Raw genomic sequence first — 17,075 nt, forward strand, 5'->3', positions numbered from 1 at the left:
GGGACACACCATCGCCAGTCTATCGGTCAGACCGTCGGATCCTGGCCGCGGGACAGCTCGTCCCACGAGTCGATCGCGTCCGTGCGGCGGGAGGCCGTGCCCTCGGGCGAGGCGCCGACGGCGGTGCGGTACTTGCGCCCGGCGCCCGGCCACCGGTGCGCCGTGGCGAGGATGAGGACGCCCGCGGTCAGCAGAACGACGGACGCCCCGAGCGTGATCCACGGCCATGGGGTCGCGGAGATCTCCGTGACCAGCTCGGCGACGGCGTCCAGGCCCGCGATCCCGGTCGCCTCTGTCACCGCCGACACGACGGCGGCCGCAGGCGCGGTGACGGCGATGATCGCCGTCGCCGCGCCGACGATCCCCGCGATCACCACGGTGAGGACTCCGAAGACGTACCGCAGCACGGTCCCCGCGATCGAGAGGGCGGCGCCGAGCGCGAGACCGGTCAGGCTGAGGGGGGCGAGTACCGGAAGTGCCGCCGCCCCGCTCACCGGAAGCAGATCGCGCGCGCCGTCTTCGATCGTGACGGTCAGCCAGGTCTGCGTCGAGGCGATGACACCGATCGCCCCGGCGGCCAGGATGAGCAGAACCGCCAGCGAACGAGCGCGCGCGGACGCTCTGCCGCGCCCCTGCCCGAGCGCACTCACAGCCGGTCGCCGACGGGCGGGGTGCCGACGGCCGGATCCAGATCATCGGCGTCGAAACACGTGCGGGTCCCGGTGTGACAGGCGACGCCGATCTGCTCGACCTCGACGAGGATCGCGTCGCCGTCGCAGTCCAGCCGTGCACCGCGGACGAACTGCGCGTGGCCCGAGGTGTCGCCCTTCCGCCAATACTCCTGCCGCGATCGCGACCAGAACGTCACCCGGCCTTCGGTGAGAGTGCGGCGCAGCGCCTCGGCATCCATCCATCCGAGCATGAGCACCTCGCGGGTGTCCCACTGCTGGATGATCGCTGCGACGAGGCCGTCGCCGCCGAAACGCACCCGCCCGATGCGGTCCTCGACCCGCGAGGAGGACTCGGTGCCCGTCATCGGTCGACCTCCGTCCGGCGCACGGGAATCCCGTGACGCGCCAGGGCCTCTTTGACCTCGCCGACGCGCAGCTGGCCGGTGTGGAACACCGAGGCGGCGAGTACGGCGTCGGCGCCGGCGGTGATGGCGGGGGCGAAGTGCTCCAGCGCGCCGGCACCACCGGAGGCGATGACGGGAACACGCGCGACCTCTCGCATCGCCGCGATCAGCTCCAGGTCGAACCCCTGCTTGGTTCCGTCGGCGTCGATCGAGTTGACCAGCAGCTCCCCCGCGCCTCGTTCCACGGCCTCGCGCGCCCAGACGAGGGCATCGAGCTCCGTCTCGGTGCGACCGCCGTGGGTGGTGACCACGAAGCCCGACGCCGAGCCCGCCCGTCGCTCCGCCGACACCCGCTTGACGTCGAGGGAGAGCACGAGCACCTGGGCGCCGAAGCGGTCCGCGATCTCATCGAGCAGCCCCGGCCGCGCGATCGCCGCGGAATTCACGCCGATCTTGTCCGCTCCGACCGCCAGCAGACGGGCGACGTCCTCGGAGGAGCGCACCCCGCCGCCGACCGTGAGGGGGATGAACACCTGCTCGGCCGTGCGCTGTACGACGTCGTACGTCGTCGCGCGCTCGTCGACGGTCGCGGTGACGTCCAGGAAGGTGACCTCGTCGGCCCCCTGGTCGAAGTAGGCCTTGGCGAGCTCCACCGGATCGCCCATGTCGCGCAGATCGACGAAGTTCACGCCTTTCACGACGCGACCGCCGGCGACGTCGAGACACGGGATGACACGCGTGGCGAGGGTCATCTCAGAGCCTCGCCGCGTGGATCTCGGTGACGAGGATCGCGCGTGCGCCGATGGCGTACAGGGCGTCCATGACCTGGTTCACACCCTTCCGGGGGCTCATCACCCGCACCGCCACCCACTCCGGATCCCGCAGCGGCGAGACGGTCGGCGACTCGATGCCCGGCGCCACCGCGACGGCGTCGTCGATCAGCCGGGCGGGCAGGTCGTAGTCGATGAGCACGTAGCGACGGGCGACGAGGACGCCACGGAGCCGCCGGAGGAGGGTCTCGGTCCCCGCGGCATCCGTCGGTCCGCTGATCAGCACGCCCTCGGACTGGAGGATCGCGGGGCCGAAGATCTCGAGCCCGGCCTGACGGAGCGTCGTCCCCGTCGAGACCACATCGGCGACGGCGTCGGCCACGCCCAGGCGCACGGCCGACTCCACCGCGCCGTCGAGCGGGACGAGATCGACGGCGACCCCGCGTTCGTCGAGGAAGCCGTCGACGAGACCGGGGTAGGCGGTGGCCACGCGGACGCCGTCGAGATCGTCGACATCGGTGAAGCGCCCCGGAGGCCCGGCGAAGCGGAAGGTCGACTCGCCGAAGCCGAGCGCCTCGATCTCGCGCGCCCCGGGCATGCGGGCATCCAGCAGCAGGTCGCGGCCGGTGATGCCGACGTCCAAGGCGCCGGATCCGACATAGGTGGCGATGTCCTTCGGGCGCAGATAGAAGAACTCGACCTCGTTCTCGGGGTCGATGACGTGCAGATCCTTCGGATCACGTCGGCCGGTGTACCCCGCCTCCTGGAGCATCGCGGAGGCGGTGTCGGCGAGGGAGCCCTTGTTGGGCACGGCGATTCTGAGCATGGGGGAACGCTTTCGGGAGGGAGGACGGATGGCGGACCGCTCAGAGATGTCGGTACACGTCCTCGAGGGTGAGCCCCTTTGCAACCAGCATCACCTGTAGGTGGTACAGCAGCTGGGAGATCTCCTCCGCGGTGCGCTCGTCCGATTCGTATTCGGCGGCCATCCACACTTCGGCGGCCTCTTCGACGATCTTCTTGCCGATCGCGTGCATACCGGCGTCGAGTTCGGCGACCGTTCCCGATCCGGCCGGGCGTTCGACGGCTTTCGCCGTGAGCTCGGCGAACAGCGCGTCGAAAGTCTTCACCATGCCAGGGTAGCGAACGGGCAGGCCCGCCCGGCGCCCGCGGGTCAGTGCACGAGGATGCTCAGGCCGATGACGAGGAGCCCGAGGACCGTCGTCGCGATGACGCCCAGCACCCGCCACGGCCAGGTGGCCCCGTTCCGGCGCGCGTTGAGGTAGCCGATCAGACCGAGGATGACCACACCGCTGCCGAGCGCGAGGAAGTACGCCGTCCATTCGTCCAACACCCCCCAGGTGCCCGTGGCCAGGAGGAACACGGGGATCAGCATCGCCAGCGCCATTCCGCCGGAGTGGCGGACGCCGTCGCGGATGCCTACGTGCAGTGGCGGTACGGGCCGGCGCGACCTGCTCGCGACGACGGCGGCGTAGATGTGCGCGAGCCAGAACACGCCCACCGTCCCGGCGACGAACCAGATGACGTCGAGATCGGTCGGCGCCTCGATCTCCGCGCCGATGAGGGCGGTGACGAGGACGACGCCGTAGATGCCGTGCTCGCCGCTGTAGGCCGACAGCAGCCACCTCGCGCCGCGGGCGCCGGCCACGCGCATCGCTCCCGTGCCGGGGGGCGTGGTCGCCCCGAGGCCGTCGGCCGCGGGGTCAGGCGCGGGGCGGACGGGCTCGTCTGCGGAGCGGTCGGTCATGGCGTACTCCGATCAGCCTCGGGGATGACGGTGATGGCGGTGCGCTCGGTCGCGGAGCGCGACGATCGCCTGCTCGGGATGCGCCGCGCCGAACACGGCGGAGCCCGCGACGAAGGTGTCCGCGCCCGCCTCCGCAGCCTGGGCGATGGTGGACTCGCCGATGCCGCCGTCGACCTGGAGCCACACCTCCGATCCTCGCCGCCGGGCCTCGGCGGCGAGGGCGCGGAGCTTGGGCATGGTGTCGGGCATGAAGGACTGCCCGCCGAATCCCGGTTCGACGGTCATCACCAGGATCTGATCGAACTCGTCGAGCACGTCGAAGAGCGATTCGACCGGGGTCGCGGGCTTGACCGCCACCCCGGCGCGGGCGCCGACCGCACGCAGGCGGCGCGCGAGGCTCACCGGTTCCCTGGCCGCCTCGAGATGGAAGGTCACCGACGCGGCGCCGATCTCGGCGTAGCCCGGGGCCCAGCGCTCGGGATCATCGATCATGAGGTGGACATCGAGCGGGACGGGGCTGGTGTCCTGGATGCGCTCCACCATCTGCGGACCGAACGTCAGGTTCGGGACGAAGTGGTTGTCCATGACGTCGACGTGCACGAAGTCGGCGGCGGCGATGCGCGCCAGCTCGTCGGCCATGCGGACGAAGTCCGCGGCGAGGATGCTGGGGTTGATCCGCACCGCTGCGGCGGTGTCGTTGTCGGCGTGCACCGGACCATTATGTCGGCCTGCCCCCGCAGACCCGCGTCCTGCGCGGGTCAGCGCCGCCGGAGCAGCGAGATCGACATCGCGTCGGTGTTGTGCCGGTGGGGCCACAGCTGCGCACGCCCCGAGCCGTCGGCCTGCGGGACGAGAGCAGGATCGGTCACGCAGAACGCCGTGACGACGGCGCGCGCATCGAGTTCTTCGACCTCGGCGTCGCGGTCGCGCAGCACGTCGGCGACGACGCCGGCGGTCTCGGCGAGGTGGGGCGAGCAGGTGACGTAGGCCACCAGACCCCCGGGCACGAGCCCGTCGATCGCTGCGTTCAACAGGCCCCGCTGCAGGTCGACGAGGTCGGCGACGTCGGCGGGCGTCTTCCGCCAGCGGGCCTCGGGGCGCCTGCGGAGGGCGCCGAGCCCCGTGCATGGGGCGTCGACGAGGATGCGGTCGTACCCGCCGGCCCGCGCTCGGACACGCCCGTCCTCCTCGCTGACGGGAACCTCGAGAGGCACGCCCGCGATCGACTGCCGCACCAGTCCCGCACGCGCGGGATTGATCTCGTTGGCCTCCAGCCGTGCATCGGCGGCGAGGGCTTCGGCGGCGAGGATCGCCGTCTTCCCGCCGGGAGCGGCGCACAGGTCGAGCCAGCGCTCCCCCGCCTGTGCCGGCCGAGCACGGGTGAGCGCGAGGGCGGCGATCTGCGATCCCTCGTCCTGCACTCGGATGCGGCCGCCTGATTCGGTGACCTGCGTCTCCGGGTCCCCACCGGGCGAACGGAAGCCGAGAGGGGAGAAATCGGTTCGTCGCGCGTCGTTCGGGACGTCGGCGAGGCCCGGAAGGGCGGCGAAGGTCACACGCGGTGAGGCGTTGTCGGCCTGGAGGAGGTCGTCGAGCTCGTCCGCGCGGCCCTCGGCGGCCAGGGCCCGGCGGAAGGCGCGCACGACCCAGACCGGGTGAGACGTGAGAAGTCCCAGCCGCTCGTCGTCCGAGCGGGCGGTCTTGCCGACCCGGGTCATCCACTCCCCCGGGGTGTCGCGCGAGATCCGCCGGAGCACCGCGTTGGCGAAGCCGCCGGCGCTCCGGCCCGCGCTGCGGCGGGCCAGCTCGACGGACTCGTTGACGGCGGCGTGGGAGGCGACACGCGTCGACAGCAGCTGATGGACCCCCAGTCGCACAGCGTCCAGGACGGGCGGGTCGATCAGGTCGACCGTGCGATCGGCGGCGAGAGAGATGACGGCGTCGTAGGTGTTCTCACGGCGGAGCGTCCCATAGGTGAGCTCGGTCGCGAGCGCCGCGTCGGCGCTGTCGAGCCCGGCCCGGCGGATCGCCGTGGGCAGCAGCAGATTGGCGTAGGCGTCGGAGTCGTGGACCGCGCGGATCGTCTCGAACGCCACGAGCCGGGCGGGATTCATCGCGCTCATGATCCGAGCACCAGCGCATTCTGACGCAGCCCGCGGAACCAGTCTCCGGCGTCCATCGGCCCGCGCCCCGCGGGTTGGACCCGCTCGAGCGCGACGGGCTCGGTGGCCGTTCCGACCACGACGGTTCGCGCATGCAGGCCGAGACGCCCCGGCGGCAGAGCAGGCGCTTCGGGAGCGGCGGCACGGGCCCGCAAGACTTTCAGCCGGCCACCGTCGAGGGTGGTGTGGGCTCCCGGCTCGGGAGTGACGCCCCGGAACCGGTGGAGGACCTCGTCTCGGGGGGCATTCCACTCCAGGCGGCCGTCGTCATCGCCGAGCTTGGGGGCGAAGGACGGAGCACCCACCTGCGGACGGGCCACCGCCGACCCGTCGGCGATCGCGTCGACGACGTCGCGCAGCAGGAGGGCGCCTCGCTCGGCGAGGAGGTCGAGCACCTCCCCCGCAGTGGCGTCTGCCGGGGTGGGGAGCACCACCTCGTCGAACACGTCGCCGGCGTCGAGCTCGGCGACGAGTCGGAAGACGCTCGCGGCGATCTCGAAGTCTCCCGCGATCAGTCCGTGCTGCACGGGGGCGGCGCCCCGCCAGCGCGGCAGCCTCGAGAAGTGGAGATTGATCCACCCGTGGCGCGGCGTCGACAGCAGGGGCTCGCGGACGAGACCGCCGTAGGCGACGATGACCCCGAGGTCGGGGCGGACGGCGGCGATGGCGGACGTCGCCGCCTCATTCAACCGGCCGGCCTTGACGATGGGCAGGCCGAGCTCCGTCGCGGCGGCGGCGACCGGTGACGGGGTCAGCACGCGCTTACGCCCCAAGGGTGCGTCTTCGCGCGTCACGACGGTCACGATGTCGTGGGATGACGCATGCAGCGCGCGAAGCGACGGCACAGCCGGTGCGGGGGTGCCGGCGAAGACGAGACGCATGGGGGCTCTCACAGGTCGAGGTCGGGCAGATCCACCCGCACTCTGAGTGTAGGCGGCGTACCGGTGGACGCCGGGGCGCGTCCCCGGGATCGCCGGGTGCGGAGCGCGGCCGCGACGACGGAGGAGCGGAGCGACGCGGCGACGTCTGCACCCAGGCGATAGTCGAAGCGGACCAGTGCCCGCATCCCGCCCTCCGGGCGGGATGCGGGGCCCAGGACGCTGTCGTCATCGAGAGCCGGGACGGCCTCGCGCAACGCCGCGACGGCCGTCTCGACGCTCGGCGCATCGCCGTCGACCGCCGCAACGCGTACCGCGGGAGGCATGCGCAGCGGTGCGCGCGAGGCCAGTTCGGCGCGGGCGTACGCCGACTGCGACCAGGTGGCCAGAGCCCGGGCAACGGAGCCGGTCACCCCGACCAGATGCACCGGAGCGTCGGGGGCGGCGAGGGCCGCGGCGTTGGACCACCATCGAAGGGCGGCTTCGCCGATCCGCAGATCGTCCGACAGCAGCATCCGCTCGCCGTCGAGGAGCACCACCGCGCGATATCCCCCCTCGGCCGGGGGCTCGGCGCCGCGGGTGGCGATCACCAGCGCAGGGGTCGCGGGCACGCCCTCTACCTGATGACCGCCGTCGGAGACGATGATGCGCACGCCGGGGAAGGCCCGGCCGAGCTCCTCGGCGGTGCGCTCGCTGCCCGACGACGCCAGGCGCACCTTCTCGGAGCCGCAGTGCACGCAGGTCCAGCCGCGCGCTGCGCGCGCGCACCAGGAGCATTCGGGCACGGCACCGATACTCCGCGCGCGAAGAGGTCCCTCGCAGTGACGGCACCGCGCGGGACGACGGCACTCGGCGCACACCAGCACCGGGGCGTACCCGGGCCGCGCGACCTGGACGAGGACGGGCCCCTCGGCGAGGGCGTCTCGAGCAGCCCGGAACGCGGTCGACGGGATGCGCACTCCGCGGCGCTCCCCCTCCTGGGTGGCGCTCAGCACCACCCGGGGTGAGCGGCGCCTCGCCGCGGGGATGTCGCGGACGAAGCCGAGCTGCACCAGCCTCTCCACATCGGTCGTGCGCGTGTGACCGGCGAACAGCAGGGCGCAGCCGTCGAGCTCCTGCCGGATGAGGGCCGCGTCGCGGGCGTGGACCCCCGGAGACAGCGGTTCGGTCAGAAGGGGATCTCCGTCGTCCCAGATCGCGACGAGTCCGACGCGGTGGACCGGGGCGTAGACGGCCGACCGGTTGCCGACGACGATGCAGGGGGTGTCGGCGAGCATCCGCAGGAAGCCGGCGTACCGCACGGGGCCGGATCGACGCGCGTCGTCGCGGACGATCGCCGCGTCGTCCACACGGGCGGCGAGGGCCCGCTCGATCTGCGCCTGGTCGCGGTGGTCGGGGACGACCACGACGGCGCTCCTGCCCGCCGCGAGCGTGTCCACCGCCGCGGCCGCCAGCAGATCCGCCCACCCGCCGACCTCGCCCGCCGAGGTCAGGACCGGGTGAGGCGGAGCGTCGACAGCGAGGCGCTCGGCCGCACGGATCGCCTCCCTGAGTCCCGGAAACGCCCCGAGCGTCGCGCGGGCGTGCTCCGCAGCGTCGCCCGAGACGATCGTCGGCACCGCCCCCTCGCCCGCGAGCCACGCCTTCTCGGCACGCACCATGCGCTTGGGGATCACCAGGCGCAGGATGTCGGAGGCCGACCCCGCCGCGCGGTCCGCCGCCCGTCGTGCGAGGCGATACAGTCCCTCGGGCAGCACCGGCACCGACGAGACGACGGTGTCGATCTCGGAGAGAGGTCGCTCGCCGACATCCGGCTCATTGTCGACCTCGACCACGTAGGCGTCGACGACGCGCCCGGCGCTGCGGAGCGGAACCTTGATGCGGATGCCCGCAGCGACCTCGCCGGCGAGGGCCGGCGGCACGGCGTAGTCGAACAGGCGGTCCAGCTGCGGCAGCGGGGAGTCGATGAGCACTCGCACCACCCGCACCCCGCTCATGGGCGCTGATCCCCTCCCGGGAGGGAGGCGGTCACAGGCCTGCGGCGGCGCGCAGGTCGTCGACCCGGTCGGTGCGCTCCCAGGTGAAGTCGGGAAGCTCACGACCGAAGTGCCCGTACGCCGCCGTCTGCGCGTAGATCGGACGGAGAAGATCCAGCTGCTCGATGATCGCCCGGGGGCGCAGGTCGAAGACCTCGCGGATCGCGGCGGTGATCACCTCGTCGGGCACGTGACCCGTGCCGAACGTCTCGACGTAGAGACCGACGGGCTTGGCCTTGCCGATCGCGTAGGCGACCTGCACCTCGAGGCGGTCGGCGAGCCCCGCGGCGACGGCGTTCTTGGCCACCCACCGCATCGCGTACGCCGCCGACCGATCGACCTTCGAGGGATCCTTGCCGCTGAAGGCCCCACCCCCGTGGCGGGCTGCGCCGCCGTAGGTGTCGATGATGATCTTCCGACCCGTGAGTCCGGCGTCGCCCTTGGGCCCGCCGACGACGAAGGGTCCTGCCGGGTTGATGTAGAACTTCACGCCCGAGATGTCGAGCCCGGTCGCCTCGAGCACCGGCTCGATGACCTCGTCGCGCACCGCACCGCGGAGCGCCTTCTGCGAGATGTCGGGGTGGTGCTGCGTGGAGAGCACCACCGACTCCACGGTGCGCGGCACCACGCCGTCGTACCCGAGGGTGACCTGGGTCTTGCCATCGGGGCGGAGGAACGGCAGTCCGCCGTCGCGCCGCACGGCGGCGAGTCGCTCGGCCATGCGATGGGCGGTCCATGCGGCCATCGGCATGAGCTGAGGGGTCTCGGTGGTGGCGTAGCCGAACATGATGCCCTGGTCGCCCGCGCCCTGCTCGTCGTTGGGATCGACCGATCCGCCCTCACGGCGCTCGAAGGCCTTGTCGACGCCTGCGGCGATGTCGGAGGACTGTGCGCCGATGGAAACGCTCACGCCGCAGGAACCGCCGTCGAAGCCGGTCTCGCTGGAGGTGTAGCCGATGCGGTTGACCACCGAACGGACGATCGCGGGGATCTCGACGTATGCGGCGGTGGAGACCTCGCCGGCGACGTGGACGAGCCCGGTGGTCACGAGCGTCTCGACCGCGACCCGCCCGTGCGGATCCTCGGCGAGGATGGCGTCGAGGATGCTGTCGGAGATCTGGTCGCAGATCTTGTCGGGATGCCCCTCGGTGACGGATTCGGACGTGAACAGACGCAGTGCGGTCATCGATGCTCCAGATCTCGCGGGGACGGGCACAAGTATGCCCGGGGTGGCCGACAGCCACCCCGGGCAGGGACGCGGGGACGACTTACTCGGCGGCCCGCAGGCGCAGCTTGTCTTCGTTGATCTCGTGAAGGGCGATCGTCAGCGGCTTGTCCTCGACCGTGGAGTCCACGAGCGGACCGACGTTGTCGAAGAGGTTTCCCTCGTGCAGATCCGAGTAGTAGTCGTTGATCTGACGCGCGCGGCGGGCGGCGTAGATGACGAGCTGGTACTTCGAGTCGACCTTCTCGAGAAGGCTGTCGATGGGGGGCTCGATGATGCCCTGGTTGGTTCCGGCCATGGCTGAACCTCCTGGTTCGAAAGGATGTCGGCGGAGAAGTCCTGAGGCGCGGGGCGGTCGGCCGAGCCGCGCCATCCACCCATTCTACAGGTCCGCGCGCCTGCTCAGCAGTTGACGGCGCGAGCTGATCACCCCGGTGTCGAATCCGGCGAGGTGGAGCCCTCCGTGGAACCGCGCGTGCTCGATCTTCACGCACCGGTCCATGACGACCGACAGGCCGGCGTCCTCGGCGATGGCCGCGGCACCCTCGTGCCAGGAGCCGAGTTGCAGCCACAGTGTCTTCGCACCGGCGGCCACCGCTTCGGCCGCGACCCCCGGCAGATCGTCATGGCGGCGGAAGACGTCGACGAGGTCGGGCGCGACCGGAAGGTCGGCGAGCGAGGCGTAGGCCGGCCGGCCGAGGATGGTGTCGGCGCGGGGGTTGACGAAGTACACGTCGTAGGGCGCGCTGCCCAACAGGTAGGAGGCGACGAAGTAACTCGCCCGCGCCGGGTTGTCCGAGGCGCCGACGATCGCGATGGAGCGGGTCCGGCGCAGGATCTCGAAGCGCTCCTGCGCCCCGGGGCCCTGCCAGGTGCGACCCGGTGTCGGCGCGGAGGGCAACGCGCAGAAGGCGCCGTCGGCCGTGGCCGGAGTATCCAGGGGCTCGGCGGTCTCGCGGGCGGCGGGCAGGGCGCAGGACGCGTCGGTCATCGGGTCGCTCCCGTCGCGATGGTGAGGGCCTGATCGAGGTCCCACAGGATGTCTTCGGGGTCTTCGAGCCCGACCGAGATGCGCACCAGGTCGGCGGGGACGCCGGCGGCGCTGAGCTGCTCGGCGCTCAACTGCTGATGGGTCGTGGACGCGGGATGGATGACGAGGGTCCGCGCGTCGCCGATGTTGGCGAGGTGCGAGGCGAGCTGGAGCGCGTCGATGAATCGCTCCCCCGCTGCGCGCGCCGCATCGGGGTCGATCTCGCCCGTGGAACCCGCCGGACGGATGCCGAAGGCGAACACCGAACCGGGGCCGAGCGGCAGGTACCGCCGCGCCCGGTCGTGGTGGGGGTGCTCGGGGAGCCCGGCCCACGTGACGTACGACACCCGGGGGTCTTCCTTCAGCCACTCGGCGACGATGCGCGCGCCGGCCAGGTGCGCGTCGATGCGCTGCGGCAGGGTCTCGACCCCCTGGAGGAGCTGGAAGGCCGACTGAGGGCTCAGGGCCGGACCGATGTCACGCAGCTGCTCGCTGCGGAGCTTGGTGAGGAAGCCGTACTCGCCGAAGTTGTCCCACCACCGGATGCCCCCGTACGAGGCCACCGGCTCGGTCATCTGCGGGAACTTGCCATTGCCCCAGTCGAAGCTGCCCCTCTCGATCACCACCCCGCCGAGGGTCGTGCCGTGCCCGCCGAGGAACTTCGTGACCGAGTGGATGACGATGTCGGCCCCGTGCTCCAGCGGGCGCGCCAGGTAGGGCGTCGCGAGCGTGGAGTCGACCACGAGAGGGATGCCCGCGGCGTGCGCGACCTCGGCGAGGCCCTCGATGTCGGCGATGGAGCCCGAGGGGTTTCCGATCGTCTCGACGTAGAGCACCTTGGTCTCGGGCCGGATCGCGGCGGCGTAGTCGGCCGGCTCGGTCGAGGCGACGAAGGTGGTCTCCACGCCGAAGCGCCGGAGCGTGACATCCAGCTGCGTGACCGTGCCGCCGTACAGCTGCGCCGACGCGACGACGTGATCGCCCGCGCCGACGAGGGCGGCGAAGGTGATGAACTCCGCGCTCATGCCCGACGCCGTCGCCACCGCGCCGATGCCCCCCTCCAGCGAGGCCAGGCGCTCCTCGAGCGCCGCGACCGTGGGGTTGCCGATGCGCGAGTAGATGTTGCCGTACTTCTGCAGGGCGAAGAGGTTCGCGGCATCCTTCGCACCCTCGAAGACGAACGAGGTGCTCTGGTAGATCGGAACGGCACGGGCGCCGGTGGCGGCGTCGGGCGTGCCGCCGGCGTGGAGCGCGCGGGTGCGGAAGCCGAAGCGGTGGTCGTCGGTCATGGGTCCTTTTCCTGGGGGGCGGCGGGTCAGCGGGCCGCGAGGGTCTGGGCGATCGCCGCGACGGCGTCGGGGTTCTGCAGCGAGGTCGTGTCGCCGAGCGGCGTCGGCGCACGTCCGGCGCGGCGATCGAGGTCGGCCTCCCACAGCTGGGCGAGCAACCGCCGGAGGATCTTCCCCGATCGGGTCTTCGGAAGCTCCGGCACGCAGACGACGCGGTGCGGACGGGCGACGGGCCCGATCGCGCGCGCCACCTCGTCGCGCAGGGCCTGCTCGTCGGGTCGTGCGTGGCCGGCGGCCACGACGAAGACGACCACGCGCTGGCCGGTCACCGGATCGGTGACGCCTGTGGCCCCCGCCTCCGCGACGTCGTCGCGCGCGACCAGGGCCGACTCGATCTCGATGGTCGACAGACGGTGGCCCGAGACGTTCACGACGTCGTCGAGGCGGCCGAGGATGCGGATGTTCCCGTCCTCGTCGCGCGTCGCGCCGTCGCCGGCGACGTAGTACCCGCCCCAGTCGCCGAGACCTGCGAAGGTCGACCAGTAGGCGCTCCGGTAGCGCGCCGGATCGCCCCACACGGTGCGGGCCATCCCCGGCCAGGGGCGCCTGACCACGAGGGTGCCGGCGTCGCCCGGGGCGATCTCCGCCCCGCGGTCGTCGACGACGGCGACGTCGATGCCCGGGAGGGGCCGAGTGGGCGAGCCGGGGACCAGGGTGGTCGCTCCCGGGAGCGGGGCCACCATCGCCGCGCCGGTCTCGGACTGCCACCAGGTGTCCACGACCGGGAGCTCGCCTCTTCCGAACGTCTCGCGGAACCACAGCCAGGCCGCGGGGTTGATCGCCTCGCCCACCGTGCCCAGGAGGCGCAGGGTCGACAGGTCGAACCCGGCCGGGAGCGACTCGCCGAACCAGGCCATGAACGTGCGGATGAGCGTGGGCGCGGTGTAGTACACCGTCACGCCGTAGCGCTCGATGATCTCGAGGTGCCGCGTGCGGTCGGGGGTGTCGGGGGTGCCTTCGTAGATGACCTGCGTGAGTCCGTTGGAGAGCGGCCCGTACAGCTCGTAGGTGTGCGCGGTGACCCAGGCGAGGTCCGCGGTGCACCAGTGGACGTCGTCGGCCTTGGCGTCGAAGTGCGCCCAGTGGGCCCACGACGCGTGCGCGAGGTACCCGCCCGAGGTGTGCACCAGCCCCTTCGGGCGGCCGGTGGTTCCCGAGGTGTAGATGATGAAGAGCGGATGCTCCGCGTCGACGTCGTCCGCCTCGTGCACGTCGGGCTGCCCGGCGGTGATCTCGTGCCACCACACGTCGCGTCCGGACGTCCACGGCACGTCGTGCCCGGTGCGGCGGACGACCAGGACGTGCTCGAGGTCGGCGAGGCCCTCAGCCGCGGCATCCGCCGTCGACTTCACCTCCACCGCGGATCCCCGGCGGAACTGCCCGTCTGAGGTGATGAGCAGCTTCGCCCCGGTGTCTTCGAGGCGGAAGCGGAGGGCCTCCGCGGAGAACCCGCCGAACACGAGGGAGTGCACGGCGCCGATGCGGGCGCACGCGAGTGCGACGACCACGGTTTCGACGAGCACCGGCAGGTAGACCACCACGCGATCGCCCGCCTCGATGCCGAGCGCGGTGAGCGCGTGCGCGGCGCGAGCGACCTCGCGCTGCAGGTCGGCGTAGGTGACCCGGCGCCGGTCGCCCGGCTCACCCTCGAAGTACAGCGCCACGGTGTCGCCGCGCCCGGCGGCCACGTGCCGGTCGACGCAGTTGACCGCGACGTTGAGGCGCCCGCCGTCGAACCAGGTCGCCGACGGGACGATCTCGGGATCGTCCGGGTCGGGCGGCGTCCACTCGAGCGTCCGCCGCCAGGGCGTCGTCCAGTCCAGGCGCCGCGCCGCGTCGTCCCAGAAACCGAGCGGGTCGGCGGCGCCGCGCTCGTACGCCTCGGCAGTGACGTTGGCGCGGGCGGCGAGATCGGCCGGCGGGGCGAAACGCAGGGCCGCGCGGTCGAGGGTGTCCGAGCCCGTCACGCCCACCGCCGCAGGAGCCGCTTCTGCACCACGCTCAGGATCGCGTTGGAGAGCGCGCCGAGGAGCGCGAGCAGGACGATCGTGAGGAGGATGCGGTCGACCCGCCCGGTCTGCTGCGAGATCGTCAGCAGGAACCCCAGTCCCATCGCCGCGCCGAGCAGCTCGGAGGCGACGAGGAACAGCCACGCCTGCGCCATCCCGAGTCGGAGCCCCGAGACGAGCGCGGGGAGCACGGCGGGGAGCTGGACGGTACGGAAGAGCCCCCACCCTCGCAGGCTGAACGAACGTCCCATCTCCACCAGGTGCGCGTCGACGTGACGGAGAGCGCCGGCGACCGTGGTGAAGACGGGGAAGAACGCGCCGATCGCGATCAGCGTGACCTTCGACTCCTCCCCGATCCCCATCCACAGCAGCAGGAGCGGAACGAGGGCGAGCGACGGGATGGCGCGCAGCGCGGCGAGCGAGGGGCTGAGCAGCACGTCGCCGATGCGGGTGAGACCCACGAGCCCCGCCGCGGCGATCCCGATGACCGAGCCCAGGGCGAACCCGAGGAGCACACGCTGCACCGAGATCGCGATGTTCAGCCACAGCTCGCCGGTCTGCGCCATCTCGACCGCGGCGGTGACGACCGTCGCCGGCGCCGGCAGCCGGTAGGCGGGGATCGCCCCCGTGCTCGAGGCGACCTGCCAGGCGAGAAGGAGCACGGCGGGAACGATCAGGCCCCCGACGATCCGGACTCCGGGCCGTGCCCAGAACTCCCGACGCGCGGGAGCCCCCGTCGCCGCAGCGACGGGGGCGGGGGCCGGAGCGGCCGTCACAGACGGCCCGTCCCGCCCGGGTTCGTGATGGAGCGTCGAGGCGCGGCCCTGTCGGACGTCGGTGCTCACTGGTCCTCCGTCGCCGCGCGGGCGAAGCTGTCGTCGACGAGGGTCTCGAGGGCGTCGTCGACCGCGGCCTGGCCGCCTTGGATGGAGCCGGACTCGACGAGCACCGGACCGATCTTCTCCAGCACCGACAGCTGGTCGTCGCCGGGGATGCCGCTGACGTCGAGGTTCGAGCGCTCGGTGATGACCGTCTCGGCGACGACGGGGTCGATGCCGGCGACCTCGGCCAGGAGCGCCGCGGTCTCGTCGGGGTTCTCCAGGGCCCAGGCACGGGCTTCCTCGTAGGCGTCGACGACGACCTGGGCCACGTCGGGGTGGTCGGTCAGGAACTCCTCGGTGGCGTTCAGGAAGCCGTAGGAGTTGAAGTCGACGTTGCGGTAGACCAGCTCGGCGCCCGACTCCGCCTCGGCGGCGGCCATGATCGGGTCGAGCCCGGCCCATGCGTCGACCGAGCCGGCGTCGAGGGCGGCGCGACCGTCGGCGTGCTGCAGGTTCTGCAGCTGGACGTCGGCGATCGTCAGCCCCTCGGTCTCCAGGGCCTGGAGGAGGAAGAAGTAGGGATCGGTGCCGGGGGTGGCGGCGACAGACTTCCCGGCCAGATCGGCGACGGAGGTGATGTCGCTCCCCGCGGGGACGACCAGGGCCGACCACTCGGGCTGCGAGTAGATGTCGATGACCTTGATCGGCGAGCCGTTCGCGCGGGCGAGGAGCGCCGCCGAGCCTGCCGTCGACCCGACGTCGATCGACCCGGAGCGCAGGAACTCGTTGGCCTTGTTCGATCCCGCCGACTGCACCCATTCGACGGTGACCTCGTCGCCGAGGGCCTCCTCGATGAGCCCCTGGTCGCGCACGATGAGGCTCAGCGGGTTGTACGTGGCGAAGTCGATCGACAGGGTGTCGGTGGACCACTCGGTGCTCTCGGCGCCCGTCGAGCCCGCGGCGTCCGCGTTCGACGCGTCCGCGCTCTCGCCGGCGAGGCATCCTGTCGTGGCGAGCATGATCGTCCCGGCGATCGCAAGGGCGGGAACGGTTCGGCGGACGATGGTGCTCATCGGGTCTCCTCGGCGGTGCGGCGGGTGTCGGGTGCGCTGTGGTGGGTGTCGACGCCGAGCCCCTCGAGGAGTTCGGCGCGAAGGGCGGTGAAGTCGTGGGCGGCGCGATCGCGCGGGCGGACGCCGGGCACGTCGACGATCCGGGCGATCGAGGATGCCGCGGGGTCGCCGCCGAGCGAGCGGAGGAGCAGCACGCGGTCGGCCAGGTACAGCGCCTCCTCGACGTCGTGGGTGACGAGCAGGACGGTGGTGGGCCGCGCGGCGTGGATCTGCAGCAGCAGGTCCTGCATGCGCAGGCGGGTGAGGGCGTCCAGTGCGCCGAAGGGCTCGTCGAGCAGCAGCACCTCGGGGTTCCGGGCGAGCGCCCGGGCGAGGGAGGTGCGCTGGGCCATTCCGCCGGAGACCTCCCGCGGACGGCGATCGGCGGCGTGGCCGAGACCGACGAGAGCGAGGAGCTCGGCGACGCGCTCACGGCGCTCCGCCCCGCGCACCCCGCGGGGAAGGCCCAGCGCGACGTTGTCGGCGATGGTGCGCCAGGGCAGGAGACGCGGCTCCTGGAACGCCACGGCGGTGCGCTCGTCGGTGTCGCGGACAGGGGCGTCGTCGAGCTCGATTATCCCGGCGGTCGGGGTGTCCAAGCCCGCGAGAAGACGCAGCAGCGTGGACTTGCCGCACCCGGAGGGGCCGACGACGGCGACGATCTCACCGGGCGCGAGAGCGAGGTCGACGTCACGCAGGACGGGCAGCGGGGCCGGCGTCGGAAAGGTTCGCGACACCCCGGCCACCCGCACCGCGCCACGACGACCGCCGCGGGCGGGCACGTCGATGACGCGGGAGTTCGGGGTGGGCATGCACCAAGCCTGCCCACCCCGGCGCTCG

18 protein-coding genes are annotated in these 17,075 nt (G+C 72.2%); all 18 read right to left on the reverse strand.

Annotated features, from left to right (window positions below):
• Window positions 1-26 precede the first annotated feature (26 nt).
• On the reverse strand, window positions 27-650 hold the full coding sequence (locus T9R20_RS09500) for a Trp biosynthesis-associated membrane protein (protein ID WP_322409079.1): 624 nt from the start codon (window positions 648-650) through the stop codon (window positions 27-29).
• On the reverse strand, window positions 647-1,036 hold the full coding sequence (gene hisI, locus T9R20_RS09505; protein WP_322409080.1) for a phosphoribosyl-AMP cyclohydrolase: 390 nt from the start codon (window positions 1,034-1,036) through the stop codon (window positions 647-649). The genes T9R20_RS09500 and hisI overlap by 4 nt, the downstream gene beginning before the upstream one ends.
• Window positions 1,033-1,827 carry an imidazole glycerol phosphate synthase subunit HisF gene (hisF, locus tag T9R20_RS09510; protein WP_322409081.1) on the reverse strand — a complete coding sequence of 265 codons (795 nt, stop codon included), beginning with the start codon at window positions 1,825-1,827 and terminating at the stop codon, window positions 1,033-1,035. Before hisF ends, hisI begins: the two co-directional genes overlap by 4 nt.
• 1 nt (window position 1,828) lies before the next feature.
• Complete coding sequence (hisG, locus tag T9R20_RS09515; RefSeq protein ID WP_322409082.1) at window positions 1,829-2,671, reverse strand: ATP phosphoribosyltransferase; 843 nt, start codon at window positions 2,669-2,671, stop codon at window positions 1,829-1,831.
• Window positions 2,672-2,711: 40 nt separating this feature from the next.
• Window positions 2,712-2,975, reverse strand: coding sequence for a phosphoribosyl-ATP diphosphatase (locus tag T9R20_RS09520; protein ID WP_322409083.1), 264 nt, complete (start codon window positions 2,973-2,975; stop codon window positions 2,712-2,714).
• 44 nt (window positions 2,976-3,019) lie between these two features.
• Entirely contained in the window at window positions 3,020-3,613 is a 594-nt protein-coding gene (locus T9R20_RS09525; protein ID WP_322409084.1) for a hypothetical protein, read from the reverse strand.
• A gap of 12 nt (window positions 3,614-3,625) precedes the next feature.
• Window positions 3,626-4,324: a ribulose-phosphate 3-epimerase gene (gene rpe / locus T9R20_RS09530; RefSeq protein WP_322409085.1), complete on the reverse strand. Its 699-nt coding sequence runs from the start codon at window positions 4,322-4,324 to the stop codon at window positions 3,626-3,628.
• Window positions 4,325-4,371: 47 nt separating this feature from the next.
• Window positions 4,372-5,727: an RsmB/NOP family class I SAM-dependent RNA methyltransferase gene (locus T9R20_RS09535; RefSeq protein ID WP_416182976.1), complete on the reverse strand. Its 1,356-nt coding sequence runs from the start codon at window positions 5,725-5,727 to the stop codon at window positions 4,372-4,374.
• A gap of 5 nt (window positions 5,728-5,732) precedes the next feature.
• Complete coding sequence (locus T9R20_RS09540) at window positions 5,733-6,656, reverse strand: methionyl-tRNA formyltransferase (protein ID WP_322409087.1); 924 nt, start codon at window positions 6,654-6,656, stop codon at window positions 5,733-5,735.
• Window positions 6,657-6,664: 8 nt separating this feature from the next.
• Entirely contained in the window at window positions 6,665-8,650 is a 1,986-nt protein-coding gene (locus tag T9R20_RS09545) for a primosomal protein N' (protein WP_322409088.1), read from the reverse strand.
• A gap of 31 nt (window positions 8,651-8,681) precedes the next feature.
• Window positions 8,682-9,875: a methionine adenosyltransferase gene (metK, locus tag T9R20_RS09550; RefSeq protein ID WP_322409089.1), complete on the reverse strand. Its 1,194-nt coding sequence runs from the start codon at window positions 9,873-9,875 to the stop codon at window positions 8,682-8,684.
• Between the two features lie 82 nt (window positions 9,876-9,957).
• A complete protein-coding gene (gene rpoZ, locus T9R20_RS09555; RefSeq protein WP_124293224.1) occupies window positions 9,958-10,212 on the reverse strand; it encodes a DNA-directed RNA polymerase subunit omega in 255 nt (84 codons plus the stop codon).
• 84 nt (window positions 10,213-10,296) lie between these two features.
• The gene (locus T9R20_RS09560; protein WP_322409090.1) at window positions 10,297-10,905 is read right to left on the reverse strand and encodes a CoA-binding protein; all 609 of its coding nucleotides are present in this window, start codon (window positions 10,903-10,905) and stop codon (window positions 10,297-10,299) included.
• Window positions 10,902-12,233, reverse strand: coding sequence for an O-acetylhomoserine aminocarboxypropyltransferase/cysteine synthase family protein (locus tag T9R20_RS09565; RefSeq protein WP_322409091.1), 1,332 nt, complete (start codon window positions 12,231-12,233; stop codon window positions 10,902-10,904). The genes T9R20_RS09560 and T9R20_RS09565 overlap by 4 nt, the downstream gene beginning before the upstream one ends.
• Window positions 12,234-12,259: 26 nt before the next feature.
• Window positions 12,260-14,260 (reverse strand): acetate--CoA ligase, encoded by a 2,001-nt coding sequence (gene acs, locus T9R20_RS09570; RefSeq protein WP_416182892.1) that lies wholly within the window; start codon window positions 14,258-14,260, stop codon window positions 12,260-12,262.
• Window positions 14,257-15,147, reverse strand: coding sequence for an ABC transporter permease (locus T9R20_RS09575; protein WP_322409092.1), 891 nt, complete (start codon window positions 15,145-15,147; stop codon window positions 14,257-14,259). Before T9R20_RS09575 ends, acs begins: the two co-directional genes overlap by 4 nt.
• Entirely contained in the window at window positions 15,144-16,196 is a 1,053-nt protein-coding gene (locus tag T9R20_RS09580; RefSeq protein ID WP_322409093.1) for an aliphatic sulfonate ABC transporter substrate-binding protein, read from the reverse strand. The genes T9R20_RS09575 and T9R20_RS09580 overlap by 4 nt, the downstream gene beginning before the upstream one ends.
• A complete protein-coding gene (locus T9R20_RS09585) occupies window positions 16,193-17,047 on the reverse strand; it encodes an ABC transporter ATP-binding protein (protein ID WP_322409094.1) in 855 nt (284 codons plus the stop codon). Before T9R20_RS09585 ends, T9R20_RS09580 begins: the two co-directional genes overlap by 4 nt.
• Between the last annotated feature and the right edge of the window lie 28 nt (window positions 17,048-17,075).

Origin of the sequence: Microbacterium invictum (genome assembly GCF_034421375.1) — a bacterium.
GTDB classification, from domain to species: Bacteria; Actinomycetota; Actinomycetes; order Actinomycetales; family Microbacteriaceae; genus Microbacterium; species Microbacterium invictum_A.